Here is a 15843-nt window from a genome sequence, read left to right as displayed (position 1 = left end):
CCCCGGTGCAGGGCGAAGTCGGCGAGGGTCTCCGCCGTGGTGCGGCGGGGCAGGAAGCCGAGCGTCTCCTTCATCTGCACGGTGCTGACCACCCGCCCATGCGTCAGCAGCCTGATCTGCTCCGGCGAGAAGTCGCTCATCCCGACCCCGCGCAGCGCCGCCCCCGCCCACGTCACGGCCGGCATGAGCAGCGGCAGCGTGGGTCGGCCAAGCCGGCGGGCGCACTGCGACAGGGTCAGCACCCCGTCCCCCGCCACGTTGAAGGTGCCGCTGTTGAGGGTCCCCCGGCGCGGCTCCGACGACGCGATGCGCAGCACGTCCAGGACGTCGTCCTCATGGACGAACTGCAGCCGCGGGTCGTGCCCGAGCACCGTCGGCAGGACCGGCAGGGAGAAGTACTCGGCGAGCGGGGAGTCCGCCTCGGGGCCGAGGATGTTGGCGAAGCGCAGCACGCACACGGCGACGTCCGGGCGGCGCCGCGCGAAGGCCCGGACGTACCCCTCGACCTCGCTGACGTCCTTCGCGAAGCCGCCGGCGGGCAGCGACTTGGGCGGTGTCGTCTCGGTGAAGACGGCCGGGTCGCGCGGTGCGGAGCCGTACACGCTCGTACTGGACCGGACGACGACGCGGCGGACCGTGGGGCACTTCTGGCAGCCGCCGAGCAGCTGCATGGTGCCGATGACGTTGGTCTCCTTCACGGCGGCCCGGCCGCCGCCGCCGAGCGGGCGGGCCGCGACGTCCATGTGGACCACCGTGTCCACGGCGTGCTCGGCCAACACCCGGGCGATGGCGGACTGCCGGATGTCCGCGCCGACGAACTCGGCGCCCCCCAGCGGGTGCTCGGGCGCGACCGCGTCCACCGCGACCACCCGGTCCACACCCGGGTCCCGCAGGAGACGCCGTACGAAGCGGCCGACGAGCGGCCTGGCCACCCCGGTGACGAGCACGACCTTCCCCACGCTCAGCGCCTCCCGTGCGACGTGTGACGGGTGCCACGGTAGCGGCTCGGTCCCGCCGGGCCACCGCACACCCCGCGGCCCGGCGGCGGCATGGCCGGAACAACACCGCGGCCCTCCCACCGGTTCCGGTGGAAGGGCCGCGGATGGCGCATGTACAGCCGCCGCTTACTTCTTGTTGCGACGCTGGACGCGGGTGCGCTTCAGAAGCTTGCGGTGCTTCTTCTTCGCCATCCGCTTGCGCCGCTTCTTGATAACAGAGCCCACGACTACCCTCGCTCACTTCTCGGATCATCCCCGCGTTGGCGGGAATCTTGGTGCGGGGCGTCTGGGCCCACACGACCTACGTCGGCCTAGCCTACCCGCACCCGCGCCGAGTCCGTAATCGAGGGTGGTACTGCGCCTGGGGCTCCGGTCGCCCTACACGCTCTCCGCTCCCACGAAGGAGTCGCGGAGATAGGAGTGAACCGCCTTCTCCGGCACCCGGAAGGACCTCCCCACCCGGATCGCCGGCAGATGACCGCTGTGCACCAGCCGGTACACGGTCATCTTCGACACGCGCATCACCGAGGCAACTTCTGCCACGGTCAGGAACTTGACCTCATTGAGAGGCGTCTCGCCAGCAGCAACCATGACCCACCTGTACCTTCCGCACATGACGCCACCGGCTTCCCCTCCGGTGACTCTTCGTCGCTGTGCGCTCACTGCCCAGGTTAGGGGCGGTTGATACGGGTGGGGAAGAGGAGCAGCGATCCGCCGCCTACGGTGACAGACACGCCCGATTGAGTACATAGCGAGTCAGCGGCAGGTAGTCGTCGGAGCGCACGCCGTCATCGAGGGGCACGGCCACCGACACCTTTCCCTCCGCTTCCGCGACGAACACCGCGGGGTCGTCCGTGTCGGCCGGCCCGATGGCCTCAATGCCCAGCTGACCTGCCCCGCAGACCCAGCCGTGGTCCCCCACCACCAGCTCCGGAAGGGGTCCGCCGGCCTCCGCGGCGGCTCCCAGGACGACTCTGACGGGGAGTGGTGAATGGGTGTGCGCGCCCGGCTCACAACCGGCGCCTTCGACCTGGGGTTTCTGCATGAACGCGACTCCCCGTACGTAGGCGAGGTTGTACGTGCGTAGACCAAACCGGGTCGTTATGTCGACACATCGCCCCTGCGCCGGTGTGAGGACAGGGCATCCCGCCGCCGACATCGCGTCTGCCAGAGCGCCGTAGAAGTCCAGTAACCGGTGGGGGTGGCCGGTTCCGAACAGCACCGGGGCCCGCCGCGCCGCCGCCGCGCCGAGCCGCTCGGCGAACGCGTCGAGGGCGCGCAGCGTCCTGTCCGGGTCGATCGCGTCGCCGCCCGACCGGTGCGCCGGATCGGCGCAGACCCCGCACCGGCCCGCCATCAGCCGGAGCACGTCCCCCTCGCTCCAGGCCCGGTCCGGCTCGACCCCGAGCGTGAACCTCGGGTCGCGGGCCGCGAACAGCCGGTAGCTCGTCAGGTTCTTCTCCCTGGGCGTCGCCACCGGCCCGGCCAGCCGCGCCGCCACCAGGTGCTCCCGCAGCACCCGCGCCGACGGCCCACCGCCCGGACCGCCGACTACAGGACCGTCCACCGCAGGCCCGCCGCTCGCAGGCCCATCGACCGCACGACCTCCGGGCGCAGGCCCGCCGCTCGCAGGCCCGCCGCTCGCAGGCCCATCGACCGCACGACCTCCGGGCGCAGGCCCGCCGCTCGCAGGCCCATCGACCGCACGACCTCCGGGCGCAGGCCCGCCGCTCGCAGGCCCACCGGGCGCAGGCCCGCCCGCCGCAGGCCCGACGGCCGGGCCACCCGCCGCAGGCCCGCCCGCCGCAGGACAACGCGCCCAGGCCGGCGGCCCCGTCCCAGCGCGCCCGGCCCGCCCGGCTTCCGTACCGCCCGCCCCGGCCGCCCCGCCGACGGCAGGCGCACCGGCCGAGGCGGCCCGCGCTCGGGGCCCGTCAACGGCAGGCCCATCCCACGACCCCGCACTCCCCGACGACGCGTCCACCGCAGCCCCGGCCGACGGCGGCACGGCGCCCTCCCCGGCAGGCGGCGGCGCCGCTCCCGTACTCCGCATCCCGCGATGCTGCCGCACGCGCCAAGGCCGACACGCCGCTTCCGCCGGGGAATCGCACAGTTGGCGTAATCCCGCGCCCGTACCGCACCGGGCCGTCCCGCCGGGGGCGGCTACGCGAGCAGCCCCCGCAGCGGGAACACGGCCCGGCGGGTGGCCAGGACCGCCTGGTCGAGCCGGTCCACCGGGTCGTAGCCGTCCTCCCAGGACCGCCACGTCACCGGCCACCGACCGTCCGTCATCCGCCGCGGGCCGGGCTGCCGGGTGCGGGCGTACACCTGGCTGCGCCAGTCCTCCGGCACGTCCGCCGTGGGCGCCACGTCCGCCCCGGCCGCGATCCCCACGAGGTGCGTCCACGACCGCGGCACGACGTCCACGACCGCGTACCCGCCGCCGCCGAGCGCCACCCACCGGCCGCCCTCGACGTACTCCTCGGCCAGGGCCCGGCAGGCGAGTTGGACGGCCCGCTGGGCGTCGAGCGACACCGCCAGGTGCGCCAGCGGGTCCTCGAAGTGGGTGTCCGCCCCGTGCTGCGTCACCAGCACCTGCGGCCGGAAGTCCGCCAGCAGCTCCGGCACGACCGCATGGAAGGCGCGCAGCCAGCCCGCGTCGCCGGTGCCCGCCGGCAGCGCCAGGTTCACCGCGCCGCCCTCGGCGGGGCCGTCCCCGCCGGTCTCCTCCGGCCAGCCCGTGCCGGGGAACAGCGTCCGCGGGTGCTCGTGCAGCGACACGGTCAGAACCCGCGGGTCGTCCCAGAACGCGGCCTGCACGCCGTCCCCGTGGTGGACGTCCACGTCCAGGTACGCGACCCGTTCGGCGCCCAGCTCCAGCAGCCGGGCGATGGCCAGGGACGCGTCGTTGTAGACGCAGAAGCCGGCGGCCGCGCCCGGCATCGCGTGGTGGAGCCCGCCGGAGAAGTTGACGGCACGGCGCGCCTCACCCCTCCACACGGCCTCCGCCGCGCCCACCGACAGGCCCGCGATCAGCGCGGACACCTCGTGCATCCCGGCGAAGGCGGGCACGTCCAGGGTGCCGAGCCCGTATGCCCCGTCGGCCCGCGACGGGTCGGCGGACGCGGCCCGCACGGCGTCCACGTAGTCCTGGCGGTGCACCAGCCGCAGCGTGGAGTCACCGGCCGGCTTGGCCGCGACCACGTCGACCGCGCGGTCCAGCTCGAAGGCCCGCACCAACCCCCTCGTCAGCGCGAGCCGCACCGGGTCCATCGGGTGGTTGGGCCCGAAGTCGTATCCGGTGACTGCGTCATCCCACATCAACAGCGCGCGACCGCTCATACCGGCCACCGTATCGGTCGCCCCTCCCGCCGAAGGACGGGGCATGGCGCAACGCCAGCAGCAGCAGGACGAGCGGGACCAGCATCGCCCCGCGGGGGTGCCACAGCTCCCCGAGGACGCCGACGAGCGGCGCCCCGACCAGGACTCCGACGTACGTGAACACGTTGAGCCGCGCCACGGCCGCGTCGGCCGCGGCGCCCGGCGCCAGCCGCCCGGCCGCCGCGAACACCTGCGGCACGACCACGCTCAGGCCGAGCCCCAGCAGCCCGAACCCGGCCAGACCCGTCCACGGCCCGGGCGCCGCGGCGACCACCCCGAACCCGCAGGCCGCCAGCACCGTGCCGCCGCGTACCACCGCCACCGGCCCGAACCTCCGGACGGCGGGGTCCCCGACCCCGCGCCCCAGCAGCGTCATCACCGTGTACACGCCGTACGGCACGGTCGCCAGGGCCTCCGAACCACCCAGCGCGTCCCGGACGAGCATGATGCTGCGGCCGTACGCCTGTTGAACGGCCACGCCCCGCATGTTCATGGACGCGTCCAGGGCGCCGACGGCCAGGCCGAACACGCCGAGCGCCAGGGCCAGCTGCCACGTCTGCCGCCCGGCGCCTGCGGCGACCAGCGCCAGCAGCACCACGGGTTGCGTGCAGCGCAGCACCGTCCCGGCGGGGACCCGGGCGGCGAGGGCGCCTGCGGTGAGGCTGCCGGCCCCGGCGAGCACGGGCACACCGGCCAGGAACGCGGGCAGCAGGGTGTCGGAGATCCCGTACCGGTGCTGGACCGCGGGGATCCGGGTGACGAGCAGGGCGAACGCCACGCCCTGGGTGAAGAACGCGAACGCCAGTGCACGTCGAGCCGGCCGCAGCCGCGGATCCGCCATGGCCGGACAGGCTACGTCCGTGCCGTGCGCCGGGACAGACCTGTCACCGCAGAAACGTGAGGAGCCGGCTCATGTCGTCGAAGTACCCCTGGGCGCCGGGGAGTCGGCCCGGTTCCGTCATGGCGGTGTACCCGTACACGTCCATTCCGGCGGCGCGTGCGGCCTGGATGCCGAGGGGGCTGTCCTCGATGACGACGCATCGCTGCGGCGCCACGCCCATCTGCTCGGCGGCGTACAGGAAGAGGTCGGGGGCGGGCTTGCCGCGTCCGACGTCCTGCGCGCTGAAGACCGTGTCCGGCGTGAACCACCGGTCGAGCCCGGTCGCGCGGTGCCCGGTCCGTATCCGCTCGCGGCTGCCGGAGGAGGCCACGCAGTACGGCACGCCCGCACCGGCGAGCTCGCCGAGCAGCTCCGTCACCCCGGCGACGGGGGCCAACTCCCGCTCGAAGGCGGCGAAGACCCGTTCGTGGAAGGTGTCGTCGAAGTCGTCGGGCAGCGTGCGGCCCGTGCGGGCATGAACGGTGTCGTGGATGCGGTGCATGGCCCCGCCCATGTATTGATCAGAAACGGTTTGGGTTCTGGGTCGTTGGGTGGGTGTGAGCGATCTGGTGGGGGACGCGCGGCATCTGTCGCCGTCGGCGCAGGAGGCCCTGCGGCTGCGGGCGGTGGCCGCTCTGATGGCGGGGCGGGACCGCGAGGACGTGGCGGCAGTGTTCGGGGTGTCGCTGAAGGCGGTCGACGGCTGGTGGGCGAAGTGGCAGGCCGGTGGTCGGGAGGCCCTGGTCATGCGTCCTCGGGGTAAGCCGGTCGGTGTGCACCAGGTGCTCGGGGAGGCCGAGCAGGCCGCGGTGCGGCAGGCGGTCCTGGACCACCGGCCGTGTGACGTGGGGCTTTCCGGTCAGCTGTGGACACGGCGGCTGGTGGGCGAGCTGATCGCGAAGCTGTACCGGGTGCGGCTGACCGAGGTGGGGGTGGGCAAGTATTTGAAGCGATGGGGGCTGTCCTTCCAGCGCCCGGACAAGCGGGCCGTCGAGCAGGACCCCGAGGCCGTCCGGCGCTGGCATGAAGAGACCTGGCCGAAGATCCGCGTGCAGGCGAAGAAAGACGGCGGCGAGATCCTCTTCGCCGACCAGGTCGGCATCCGATCCGACCAGGTCACCGGCCGCACCTGGGGTGAGAAGGGGAAGACGCCCGTCGTGCGGCGGAGCGGGAACCGGTTCTCCGTGAACGCGATGTCGGCGATCAGCACCAAGGGCCGGATGCACTTCATGGTCTTCACCGAGTCCTTCACCGCCGAAGTGATGTGCCGCTTCCTGGGCCGGCTCGCCGGCCACTTCGACCACAAGGTCCACCTCGTGGTCGACGGTCACTCCGCGCACCGCTCGAAGAAGGTCCGCGACTGGCTCGCCGCCCACCCCGATGATGTAGAGCTGCACTTCCTGCCCCCGTACTCGCCCGAGCTGAACCCCGACGAGCTGGTCAACGCCGACCTCAAGCACAGCCTGCCCAAGCAGCACCGGGCCCGCGACCAGGCCGAACTCGCTGCCGAAACCCGCCGCTTCTTCCGCAGGCGTCAGCGTCAGCCGCACATCGTCCGCGGCTACTTCGGTGGCCCACACGTCCGCTACGTCATGGACGAGAACCCCATGAGTTTCTGATCAATAGTCCCGGATGGACTCCTCGTAGGAGGTGGGGTGCCCGAGCTCGGTCAGGTACGCGGCGAGGATCGTGTTGGAGATCGGCTCGCTGTCGACGAGGACGCCGTCGTTGTCGAAGATGACCAGTTCATAGCGCATGGCATCACCCTAGAACGCAAAAAAGCCTCGGCCCCGGAAACCTTCTAAGGTTTCCGGGGCCGAGGCCAATAATTGTTCGGCGGCGTCCTACTCTCCCACAGGGTCCCCCCTGCAGTACCATCGGCGCTGAAAGGCTTAGCTTCCGGGTTCGGAATGTAACCGGGCGTTTCCCTAACGCTATGACCACCGAAACACTATGAAGATAACAACTCAACCGGCAAAGGGAGTTCGTTACTTCAGAACTAACACAGTGGACGCGAGCAACTGAGGACAAGCCCTCGGCCTATTAGTACCGGTCAACTCCACACCTCACGGTGCTTCCATATCCGGCCTATCAACCCAGTCGTCTACTGGGAGCCTTACCCCATCAAGTGGGTGGGAATACTCATCTCGAAGCAGGCTTCCCGCTTAGATGCTTTCAGCGGTTATCCCTCCCGAACGTAGCCAACCAGCCATGCCCTTGGCAGAACAACTGGCACACCAGAGGTTCGTCCGTCCCGGTCCTCTCGTACTAGGGACAGCCCTTCTCAATATTCCTACGCGCACAGCGGATAGGGACCGAACTGTCTCACGACGTTCTAAACCCAGCTCGCGTACCGCTTTAATGGGCGAACAGCCCAACCCTTGGGACCGACTCCAGCCCCAGGATGCGACGAGCCGACATCGAGGTGCCAAACCATCCCGTCGATATGGACTCTTGGGGAAGATCAGCCTGTTATCCCCGGGGTACCTTTTATCCGTTGAGCGACGGCGCTTCCACAAGCCACCGCCGGATCACTAGTCCCGACTTTCGTCCCTGCTCGACCCGTCGGTCTCACAGTCAAGCTCCCTTGTGCACTTACACTCAACACCTGATTGCCAACCAGGCTGAGGGAACCTTTGGGCGCCTCCGTTACCCTTTAGGAGGCAACCGCCCCAGTTAAACTACCCATCAGACACTGTCCCTGATCCGGATCACGGACCCAGGTTAGACATCCAGCACGACCAGAGTGGTATTTCAAGGACGACTCCACCTGAACTGGCGTCCAAGCTTCACAGTCTCCCACCTATCCTACACAAGCCGAACCGAACACCAATATCAAACTGTAGTAAAGGTCCCGGGGTCTTTCCGTCCTGCTGCGCGAAACGAGCATCTTTACTCGTAGTGCAATTTCACCGGGCCTATGGTTGAGACAGTCGAGAAGTCGTTACGCCATTCGTGCAGGTCGGAACTTACCCGACAAGGAATTTCGCTACCTTAGGATGGTTATAGTTACCACCGCCGTTTACTGGCGCTTAAGTTCTCAGCTTCGCCCCACCGAAATGGAGCTAACCGGTCCCCTTAACGTTCCAGCACCGGGCAGGCGTCAGTCCGTATACATCGCCTTACGGCTTCGCACGGACCTGTGTTTTTAGTAAACAGTCGCTTCTCGCTGGTCTCTGCGGCCACACCCAGCTCCGGCAGCACGTGCCATCACCAGACATGGCCCCCCTTCTCCCGAAGTTACGGGGGCATTTTGCCGAGTTCCTTAACCATAGTTCACCCGAACGCCTCGGTATTCTCTACCTGACCACCTGAGTCGGTTTAGGGTACGGGCCGCCATGAAACTCGCTAGAGGCTTTTCTCGACAGCATAGGATCATCCACTTCGCCACAATCGGCTCGGCATCAGGTCTCACCCTTACATGAGGGACGGATTTACCTACCCCTCGGGCTACACCCTTACCCCGGGACAACCACCGCCCGGGCTGGACTACCTTCCTGCGTCACCCCATCACTCACCTACTACCAGTCCGGTTCACCGGCTCCACCACTCCGACCTCGTCCGAAGACTCAGCCGGCGGCTTCACGGGCTTAGCATCGCTGGATTCAGCGTTGGCGCTTCAAAGCGGGTACCGGAATATCAACCGGTTGTCCATCGACTACGCCTGTCGGCCTCGCCTTAGGTCCCGACTTACCCTGGGCAGATCAGCTTGACCCAGGAACCCTTAGTCAATCGGCGCACACGTTTCCCACGTGTGTATCGCTACTCATGCCTGCATTCTCACTCGTGAACCGTCCACAACTACCTTCCGGTGCTGCTTCACCCGGCACACGACGCTCCCCTACCCATCACAGCGGGCGTTGGCCCTCATGCTGCAATGACACGACTTCGGCGGTACGCTTGAGCCCCGCTACATTGTCGGCGCGGAATCACTTGACCAGTGAGCTATTACGCACTCTTTCAAGGGTGGCTGCTTCTAAGCCAACCTCCTGGTTGTCTCTGCGACTCCACATCCTTTCCCACTTAGCGTACGCTTAGGGGCCTTAGTCGATGCTCTGGGCTGTTTCCCTCTCGACCATGGAGCTTATCCCCCACAGTCTCACTGCCGCGCTCTCACTTACCGGCATTCGGAGTTTGGCTAAGGTCAGTAACCCGGTAGGGCCCATCGCCTATCCAGTGCTCTACCTCCCGCAAGAAACACACGACGCTGCACCTAAATGCATTTCGGGGAGAACCAGCTATCACGGAGTTTGATTGGCCTTTCACCCCTAACCACAGGTCATCCCCCAGGTTTTCAACCCTGGTGGGTTCGGTCCTCCACGAAGTCTTACCTCCGCTTCAACCTGCCCATGGCTAGATCACTCCGCTTCGGGTCTTGAGCGTGCTACTCAACCGCCCTATTCGGACTCGCTTTCGCTACGGCTACCCCACACGGGTTAACCTCGCAACACACCGCAAACTCGCAGGCTCATTCTTCAAAAGGCACGCAGTCACGACGCAAGGACAAGTCCTTGCGCGACGCTCCCACGGCTTGTAGGCACACGGTTTCAGGTACTATTTCACTCCGCTCCCGCGGTACTTTTCACCATTCCCTCACGGTACTATCCGCTATCGGTCACCAGGGAATATTTAGGCTTAGCGGGTGGTCCCGCCAGATTCACACGGGATTTCTCGGGCCCCGTGCTACTTGGGTGTCTCTCAAGCAAGCCGCTGATGTTTCAGCTACGGGGGTCTTACCCTCTACGCCGGACCTTTCGCATGTCCTTCGCCTACATCAACGGTTTCTGACTCGCCCTGTTGCCGGCAGACAACAGAAGAGAGATCCCACAACCCCGCATGCGCAACCCCTGCCGGGTATCACACACATACGGTTTGGCCTCATCCAGTTTCGCTCGCCACTACTCCCGGAATCACGGTTGTTTTCTCTTCCTGCGGGTACTGAGATGTTTCACTTCCCCGCGTTCCCTCCACACTGCCTATGTGTTCAGCAGCGGGTGACAGCCCATGACGACTGCCGGGTTTCCCCATTCGGACACCCCCGGATCACAGCTCGGTTGACAGCTCCCCGGGGCCTATCGCGGCCTCCCACGTCCTTCATCGGTTCCTGGTGCCAAGGCATCCACCGTGCGCCCTTAAAAACTTGGCCACAGATGCTCGCGTCCACTGTGCAGTTCTCAAGCAACGACCAGCCACCCATCACCCCGCCACAAAGCAGCGAGTTCACTGGGGCCGGCGCATGAAGGGCAAGCAACGCTCGCACCCTCAGACACCCAACAGCGCGCCCGACCCGGCCACGTCCGAAGATCACACGTTCCACACCCCTGACGAGGCAGTACTAGCGGTCTTCGACCATGCACCAGGCCGAATAGTCAACGTTCCACCCATGAGCAACCAGCATCAGACACTCGCTGATGTACTGGCCTCTGACCGGGCAATGCTCGGTGAGAAGTGCTCCTTAGAAAGGAGGTGATCCAGCCGCACCTTCCGGTACGGCTACCTTGTTACGACTTCGTCCCAATCGCCAGTCCCACCTTCGACAGCTCCCTCCCACAAGGGGTTGGGCCACCGGCTTCGGGTGTTACCGACTTTCGTGACGTGACGGGCGGTGTGTACAAGGCCCGGGAACGTATTCACCGCAGCAATGCTGATCTGCGATTACTAGCGACTCCGACTTCATGGGGTCGAGTTGCAGACCCCAATCCGAACTGAGACCGGCTTTTTGAGATTCGCTCCACCTCACGGTATCGCAGCTCTTTGTACCGGCCATTGTAGCACGTGTGCAGCCCAAGACATAAGGGGCATGATGACTTGACGTCGTCCCCACCTTCCTCCGAGTTGACTCCGGCGGTCTCCCGTGAGTCCCCAGCACCACAAGGGCCTGCTGGCAACACGGGACAAGGGTTGCGCTCGTTGCGGGACTTAACCCAACATCTCACGACACGAGCTGACGACAGCCATGCACCACCTGTACACCGACCACAAGGGGGCACCTATCTCTAGATGTTTCCGGTGTATGTCAAGCCTTGGTAAGGTTCTTCGCGTTGCGTCGAATTAAGCCACATGCTCCGCCGCTTGTGCGGGCCCCCGTCAATTCCTTTGAGTTTTAGCCTTGCGGCCGTACTCCCCAGGCGGGGAACTTAATGCGTTAGCTGCGGCACGGACGACGTGGAATGTCGCCCACACCTAGTTCCCAACGTTTACGGCGTGGACTACCAGGGTATCTAATCCTGTTCGCTCCCCACGCTTTCGCTCCTCAGCGTCAGTATCGGCCCAGAGATCCGCCTTCGCCACCGGTGTTCCTCCTGATATCTGCGCATTTCACCGCTACACCAGGAATTCCGATCTCCCCTACCGAACTCTAGCCTGCCCGTATCGACTGCAGACCCGGGGTTAAGCCCCGGGCTTTCACAACCGACGTGACAGGCCGCCTACGAGCTCTTTACGCCCAATAATTCCGGACAACGCTTGCGCCCTACGTATTACCGCGGCTGCTGGCACGTAGTTAGCCGGCGCTTCTTCTGCAGGTACCGTCACTTTCGCTTCTTCCCTGCTGAAAGAGGTTTACAACCCGAAGGCCGTCATCCCTCACGCGGCGTCGCTGCATCAGGCTTTCGCCCATTGTGCAATATTCCCCACTGCTGCCTCCCGTAGGAGTCTGGGCCGTGTCTCAGTCCCAGTGTGGCCGGTCGCCCTCTCAGGCCGGCTACCCGTCGTCGCCTTGGTGAGCCGTTACCTCACCAACAAGCTGATAGGCCGCGGGCTCATCCTGCACCGCCGGAGCTTTCCACCACCATCAGATGCCTGAAGTGGTCGTATCCGGTATTAGACCCCGTTTCCAGGGCTTGTCCCAGAGTGCAGGGCAGATTGCCCACGTGTTACTCACCCGTTCGCCACTAATCCCCACCGAAGTGGTTCATCGTTCGACTTGCATGTGTTAAGCACGCCGCCAGCGTTCGTCCTGAGCCAGGATCAAACTCTCCGTGAATGCTTCCCGGTGATCCGGGTCAACACTCGCGTTGAGCGGAACCGGGAGAGGAATAATCTCCCGGTTCACAGCGTCCTCGCTGTGTTTTTCAAAGGAACCTCGTCTCCAAGAGACGGGGTTATCAACATATCTGGCGTTGACTTTTGGCACGCTGTTGAGTTCTCAAGGAACGGACGCTTCCTTCGTACTCACCCTCTCGGGCTTTCCTCCGGGCGCTTCCCTTCGGTGTTTCCAGCTTAGCAGATCCGCTTTCCGTTTCCGCCACCCGCTGGAGCGGGCTGCCGGGCTGTTCTCCGCTTTCGCGTTTCCCTTTCCGGCGGTTCCGACTCTATCAGATCCTTTCGGGCCTGATTCCCAGTCAGAGGGGTTTGCCTTCCCGGCCGCTCGGGCCGTTCCGACGTCGTGAACTTTAGCGAATCCGGCGGCCCGACGCTAATCGGGCCCGTCCTTTCGAACGTGGATTCCTCATTCCGCAAAAAGGTGCACGCAAAGCGGCGCGACGAAGTGTCGCTCACTGAGAGTGGTTCTTGCGGGATGGCTGTCCGGGGACCAACCGAAGTCGGCGCTCACGTCGGACAACTCGGAGAACAGTACGGATCGCGCATCCCACTGTCAACCCCGCTCCCCACCCGTACCCTGGGGGCATGACGACGCATGCGTGTGTTCTTCGCTGGTGGGCCGCCTGACGGCGGCCGCCCCGACACGTATGCACACCAACGGCCGCCGCCTCGGCGGCCGTTCGCATATCCCCCACGGGGCCGGCGGCCGACCGCGACGGCGGCCCCAGTGAGAGGGAGACGACGTGAAGCGCATCTTCAGCGGGGTCAAGCCGACCGGTCATCTGACGCTGGGGAACTACCTCGGGGCCGTACGGCGCTGGGTGGAGGTGGACCAGCACCGGGCCGACGCGCTGTTCAGCGTCGCCGACCTGCACGCGCTGACCGTGGAGCACGACCCGGCACGGGTGCGCCGGCTGAGCCGGCAGGCGGCGACACTCCTGTTGGCGGCCGGGCTCGACGCCGAGCGGTGCACGCTCTTCGTGCAGAGCCACGTGGACGAGCACACGCGGCTGTCGTACCTGCTGGAGTGCACGGCGACCGACGGGGAGATGCGGCGCATGATCCAGTACCGGGAGAAGGCGGCGCGCGAGCGGGCCCGGGGCGGGTCCGTGCGGCTGTCGCTGCTGACCTATCCGGTGCTGATGGCGGCGGACATCCTGGCCTACGGGACCGACGAGGTGCCGGTGGGCGACGACCAGGCCCAGCACGTGGAGCTGACCCGGGACGTGGCGGTGCGGTTCAACCGGCGCTACGGGCACACGTTCACCGTGCCGCGGGCCACGCTGCCGGCCGTTGCCGCGCGGGTCATGGACCTCCAGGACCCGTCGTCGAAGATGGGGAAGTCGCACGGGAGCGGGGCGGGGGCCGTCTGCCTGCTCGACGAGCCCGACGTCGTGCGGAGGAAGGTCATGCGGGCCGTGACGGACGGGGCACCGGACGTCGTCTACGACCGGGAGGCGCGGCCCGGGCTCGCGAACCTGCTGGAGCTGCTGGCCGCGTGCCAGGGTGCGGACGGAAGCGGGGAGGGGGCGGCGGGCCCTGAGGCGCTGGCCGCCGCGTACCGCTCGTACGGGGACCTGAAGCGGGACGTGGCGGAGGCCGTGGTCGAGCTGCTGCGTCCGCTGCGGGCGCGCCACGCGGAGCTGGCGGCGGACCCCGGCTACGTGGACGGGGTGCTGCGGCGCGGGGCGGAGCGGGCGCGGGAGCGTGCGCGGCCGGTGGTGGACCGGGCCTACCGGGCGGTGGGGCTGCTGCCCGCGGTGTGACGGAAGGCGGCTCTGTAGTCGCGCGGGCTGGTGGAGAGCCGGGTGGCGAAGTGCTGGCGCAGGGTGACCTCGCTACCGAAGCCCGCGCGGCGTGCCACTTCGGGGAGCGGGTGGTCGGTGTGCTCCAGGAGCTTCTGGGCGGCGGCCACCCGCTGGGCGGTGAGCCAGCGCAGGGGGGTGGTGCCGGTGGTGGCGCGGAAGTGGCGGGCGAAGCTGCGCGGCGACATGCCGGCGAGGGCGGCGAGGCTCGCGACGGTGTGGGGCGCGTCGAGGTGGGCGAGGGCATGGGCGCGTACGGCGGCGAGGGCGTCGGCGTCGCGGTCCGCGCGCGGGGTGGGGCGCTCGATGAACTGGGCCTGGGTGCCCGCACGGAAGGGTGCCGTGACGAGGGCGCGGGCGAGGGTGGCCGCGGTCTCCGCGCCGTGGGCGGTACGGACCAGGTGCAGGCAGAGGTCGAGTCCGGCGGCGGTGCCGGCGGAGGTCCAGATGCCGTCGTCCTCGACGAAGAGGGCGTCGGGTCGGACGGTGGCGGTGGGGTGGAGCTGCTGGAGGAGGTCGGCGAGGTACCAGTGGGTGACGGCTCGGCGGCCGTCGAGGAGGCCGGCCTGGCCGAGGGCGAAGGCGCCCGCGCACAGGGCGGCCACCGGGGTGCCGGTGGCGTGGGCGCGCCGCAGGGCCTCCAGGGCGGGGGCCGGGACGGGGCCCTCGGGGTCGGTCATGCCGGGGACGATGACCAGGTCGGCCTGGTCGAGCCAGGTGAGCGGGCGGTCCGGGGTGAGGCTGAGGCCGCCGGGCATGGCGACGGGGGTGCCGGGGTCGGCGGCGGCGCGGCGGAGTTCGAAGGGCGGGACGCCGCGGCAGGTGCGGTCCTCGCCCCAGACCTCGGTGATGACGGTGACGTCGAAGGCGCGGATGCCGGGGAAGGCGAGGAGGGCGACGCGGTGCATGGGTCCAGCGTGGCAGGTGGGGCCCGCGGGGCGTGGCGGGGATCCATCGATGCGTGGCGTTCCTGCCGCTGGTCGGGGTGGGAGGGCGTCGGCAGGATCGGCCGTATGGAGATCACGGAAAGCATTCGGGTGGCGTCGAACGCCGCGCTCGTCGTCGTGGACGTGCAGAAGGGCTTCGACGACCCGGTCTGGGGGCGGCGGGACAACCCGGACGCCGAAGGGAACATCGCCGCGCTGATCGACGCGTGGCAGGCGTCGGGGCGGCCGGTCGTCCTCGTACGGCACGACTCGGTGCTGCCGGGGTCACCGCTGCGTGCGGGGGCCGCGGGGAACGCGTTCAAGGACGTGGTGGAGGAGCGCCGGGGGAAGGGCTCAGGGCCGGAGCTGCTGGTGACGAAGTCGGTGAACTCGGCGTTCTACGGGGAGCCGGACCTGGACGCCTGGCTGAGGGGGGCGGGGGTGGCGCAGCTCGTCGTCGTGGGGATCCAGACGAACATGTGCAACGAGACGACCGCGCGGATGGGCGGGAACCTCGGGTACGAGGTGCTGTTCCCGCTCGACGCCATGCACACCTTCGACCTGGCGGGGCCCTTCGGGTGGACGCAGACGGCGGAGGAGCTGACCCGGGCGACCGCGGTGACGCTGCACGGCGGCGGGTTCGCCCGGGTGGTGACGACGCGGGACGTGCTGGAGGGGCTGGAGGGGCTGGCCGGTTGATTCCGGCGGAGGGCAGGGCCTTGCGCCGGCCCTCGCGGAGGCGGGCCGCCTCGGCTGGGGACGGCCGCCCCCGCGGGCCTCGGCAGTCGACCGATGCCGGCGACGGCCGG

11 protein-coding genes, 3 rRNA genes and 2 pseudogenes are annotated in these 15843 nt (G+C 68.0%); 3 read left to right on the top strand and 13 right to left on the bottom strand.

The features are described from left to right. The 8 genes and pseudogenes from L6E17_RS27040 to L6E17_RS27005 form a co-directional block, all read right to left on the bottom strand. Window positions 1-959, bottom strand: a 959-nt coding sequence (locus tag L6E17_RS27040) for an NAD-dependent epimerase/dehydratase family protein (RefSeq protein ID WP_236243285.1), incomplete at its 3' end; no start/stop codon positions are given. Window positions 960-1124: 165 nt separating this feature from the next. Beyond that, entirely contained in the window at window positions 1125-1223 is a 99-nt protein-coding gene (locus tag L6E17_RS27035; protein WP_003948845.1) for a 30S ribosomal protein bS22, read from the bottom strand. Window positions 1224-1376: 153 nt separating this feature from the next. Continuing rightward, on the bottom strand, window positions 1377-1589 hold the full coding sequence (locus L6E17_RS27030) for a helix-turn-helix domain-containing protein (protein WP_071281640.1): 213 nt from the start codon (window positions 1587-1589) through the stop codon (window positions 1377-1379). A 127-nt stretch (window positions 1590-1716) separates the two neighbouring features. Further along, on the bottom strand, window positions 1717-2565 hold the full coding sequence (locus L6E17_RS27025) for a phosphatase (RefSeq protein WP_236243284.1): 849 nt from the start codon (window positions 2563-2565) through the stop codon (window positions 1717-1719). After that, window positions 2550-2696 (bottom strand): hypothetical protein, encoded by a 147-nt coding sequence (locus L6E17_RS30740; protein ID WP_268985670.1) that lies wholly within the window; start codon window positions 2694-2696, stop codon window positions 2550-2552. The genes L6E17_RS27025 and L6E17_RS30740 overlap by 16 nt, the downstream gene beginning before the upstream one ends. Window positions 2697-3161: 465 nt before the next feature. After that, complete coding sequence (locus L6E17_RS27015) at window positions 3162-4340, bottom strand: acetoin utilization protein AcuC (RefSeq protein WP_236243283.1); 1179 nt, start codon at window positions 4338-4340, stop codon at window positions 3162-3164. Continuing rightward, window positions 4309-5220 carry an MFS transporter gene (locus L6E17_RS27010; RefSeq protein WP_236243282.1) on the bottom strand — a complete coding sequence of 304 codons (912 nt, stop codon included), beginning with the start codon at window positions 5218-5220 and terminating at the stop codon, window positions 4309-4311. The genes L6E17_RS27015 and L6E17_RS27010 overlap by 32 nt, the downstream gene beginning before the upstream one ends. 43 nt (window positions 5221-5263) lie before the next feature. Further along, window positions 5264-5776: pseudogene (locus tag L6E17_RS27005) on the bottom strand (HAD family hydrolase); the annotation flags it as partial. Window positions 5777-5876: 100 nt separating this feature from the next. Between L6E17_RS27005 and L6E17_RS27000 the strand changes: the two are divergent. Next, window positions 5877-6878, top strand: coding sequence for an IS630 family transposase (locus tag L6E17_RS27000; protein WP_236240391.1), 1002 nt, complete (start codon window positions 5877-5879; stop codon window positions 6876-6878). Between the two features lie 3 nt (window positions 6879-6881). On the opposite strand, the pseudogene L6E17_RS26995 reads toward L6E17_RS27000, so the two are convergent. From L6E17_RS26995 to L6E17_RS26980, 4 genes and pseudogenes are all read right to left on the bottom strand, one after another. After that, window positions 6882-7016, bottom strand: a pseudogene (locus L6E17_RS26995) (hydrolase); the annotation flags it as partial. Between the two features lie 74 nt (window positions 7017-7090). Then, window positions 7091-7207 (bottom strand): 5S ribosomal RNA (rrf, locus tag L6E17_RS26990). A gap of 75 nt (window positions 7208-7282) precedes the next feature. Then, window positions 7283-10405: ribosomal RNA gene (locus L6E17_RS26985) — 23S ribosomal RNA — on the bottom strand. A gap of 313 nt (window positions 10406-10718) precedes the next feature. Next, window positions 10719-12244: ribosomal RNA gene (locus L6E17_RS26980) — 16S ribosomal RNA — on the bottom strand. The 16S, 23S and 5S rRNA genes sit together here, the layout of an rRNA operon. A gap of 802 nt (window positions 12245-13046) precedes the next feature. On the opposite strand from L6E17_RS26980, the gene trpS reads away from it, so the two are divergent. Continuing rightward, window positions 13047-14069 (top strand): tryptophan--tRNA ligase, encoded by a 1023-nt coding sequence (trpS, locus tag L6E17_RS26975; RefSeq protein WP_236243281.1) that lies wholly within the window; start codon window positions 13047-13049, stop codon window positions 14067-14069. Here trpS and L6E17_RS26970 read toward each other — a convergent pair. Next, the gene (locus L6E17_RS26970; protein WP_236243280.1) at window positions 14036-15016 is read right to left on the bottom strand and encodes a GlxA family transcriptional regulator; all 981 of its coding nucleotides are present in this window, start codon (window positions 15014-15016) and stop codon (window positions 14036-14038) included. The genes trpS and L6E17_RS26970 overlap by 34 nt on opposite strands. A 123-nt stretch (window positions 15017-15139) precedes the next feature. Between L6E17_RS26970 and L6E17_RS26965 the strand changes: the two genes are divergently transcribed. After that, the gene (locus L6E17_RS26965; protein ID WP_374109158.1) at window positions 15140-15733 is read left to right on the top strand and encodes a cysteine hydrolase family protein; all 594 of its coding nucleotides are present in this window, start codon (window positions 15140-15142) and stop codon (window positions 15731-15733) included. Window positions 15734-15843: the final 110 nt, after the last annotated feature.

It is taken from the genome of Streptomyces sp. CC228A (assembly GCF_021390935.1).
Classification (GTDB): Bacteria; Actinomycetota; Actinomycetes; order Streptomycetales; family Streptomycetaceae; genus Streptomyces.
The sequence above is the reverse complement of the archived record's forward strand: the minus strand, read 5'-3'. Positions and strand labels throughout refer to the sequence as shown.

Coding starts and splice junctions, on each gene's coding strand:
- L6E17_RS27030 (WP_071281640.1), bottom strand. CDS start 1,589: ATGGTTGCTGCTGGCGAGACGCCTCTCAATGAGGTCAAGTTCCTGACC.
- L6E17_RS27010 (WP_236243282.1), bottom strand. CDS start 5,220: ATGGCGGATCCGCGGCTGCGGCCGGCTCGACGTGCACTGGCGTTCGCG.
- L6E17_RS30740 (WP_268985670.1), bottom strand. CDS start 2,696: ATGGGCCTGCGAGCGGCGGGCCTGCGCCCGGAGGTCGTGCGGTCGATG.
- L6E17_RS26970 (WP_236243280.1), bottom strand. CDS start 15,016: ATGCACCGCGTCGCCCTCCTCGCCTTCCCCGGCATCCGCGCCTTCGAC.
- L6E17_RS27015 (WP_236243283.1), bottom strand. CDS start 4,340: ATGAGCGGTCGCGCGCTGTTGATGTGGGATGACGCAGTCACCGGATAC.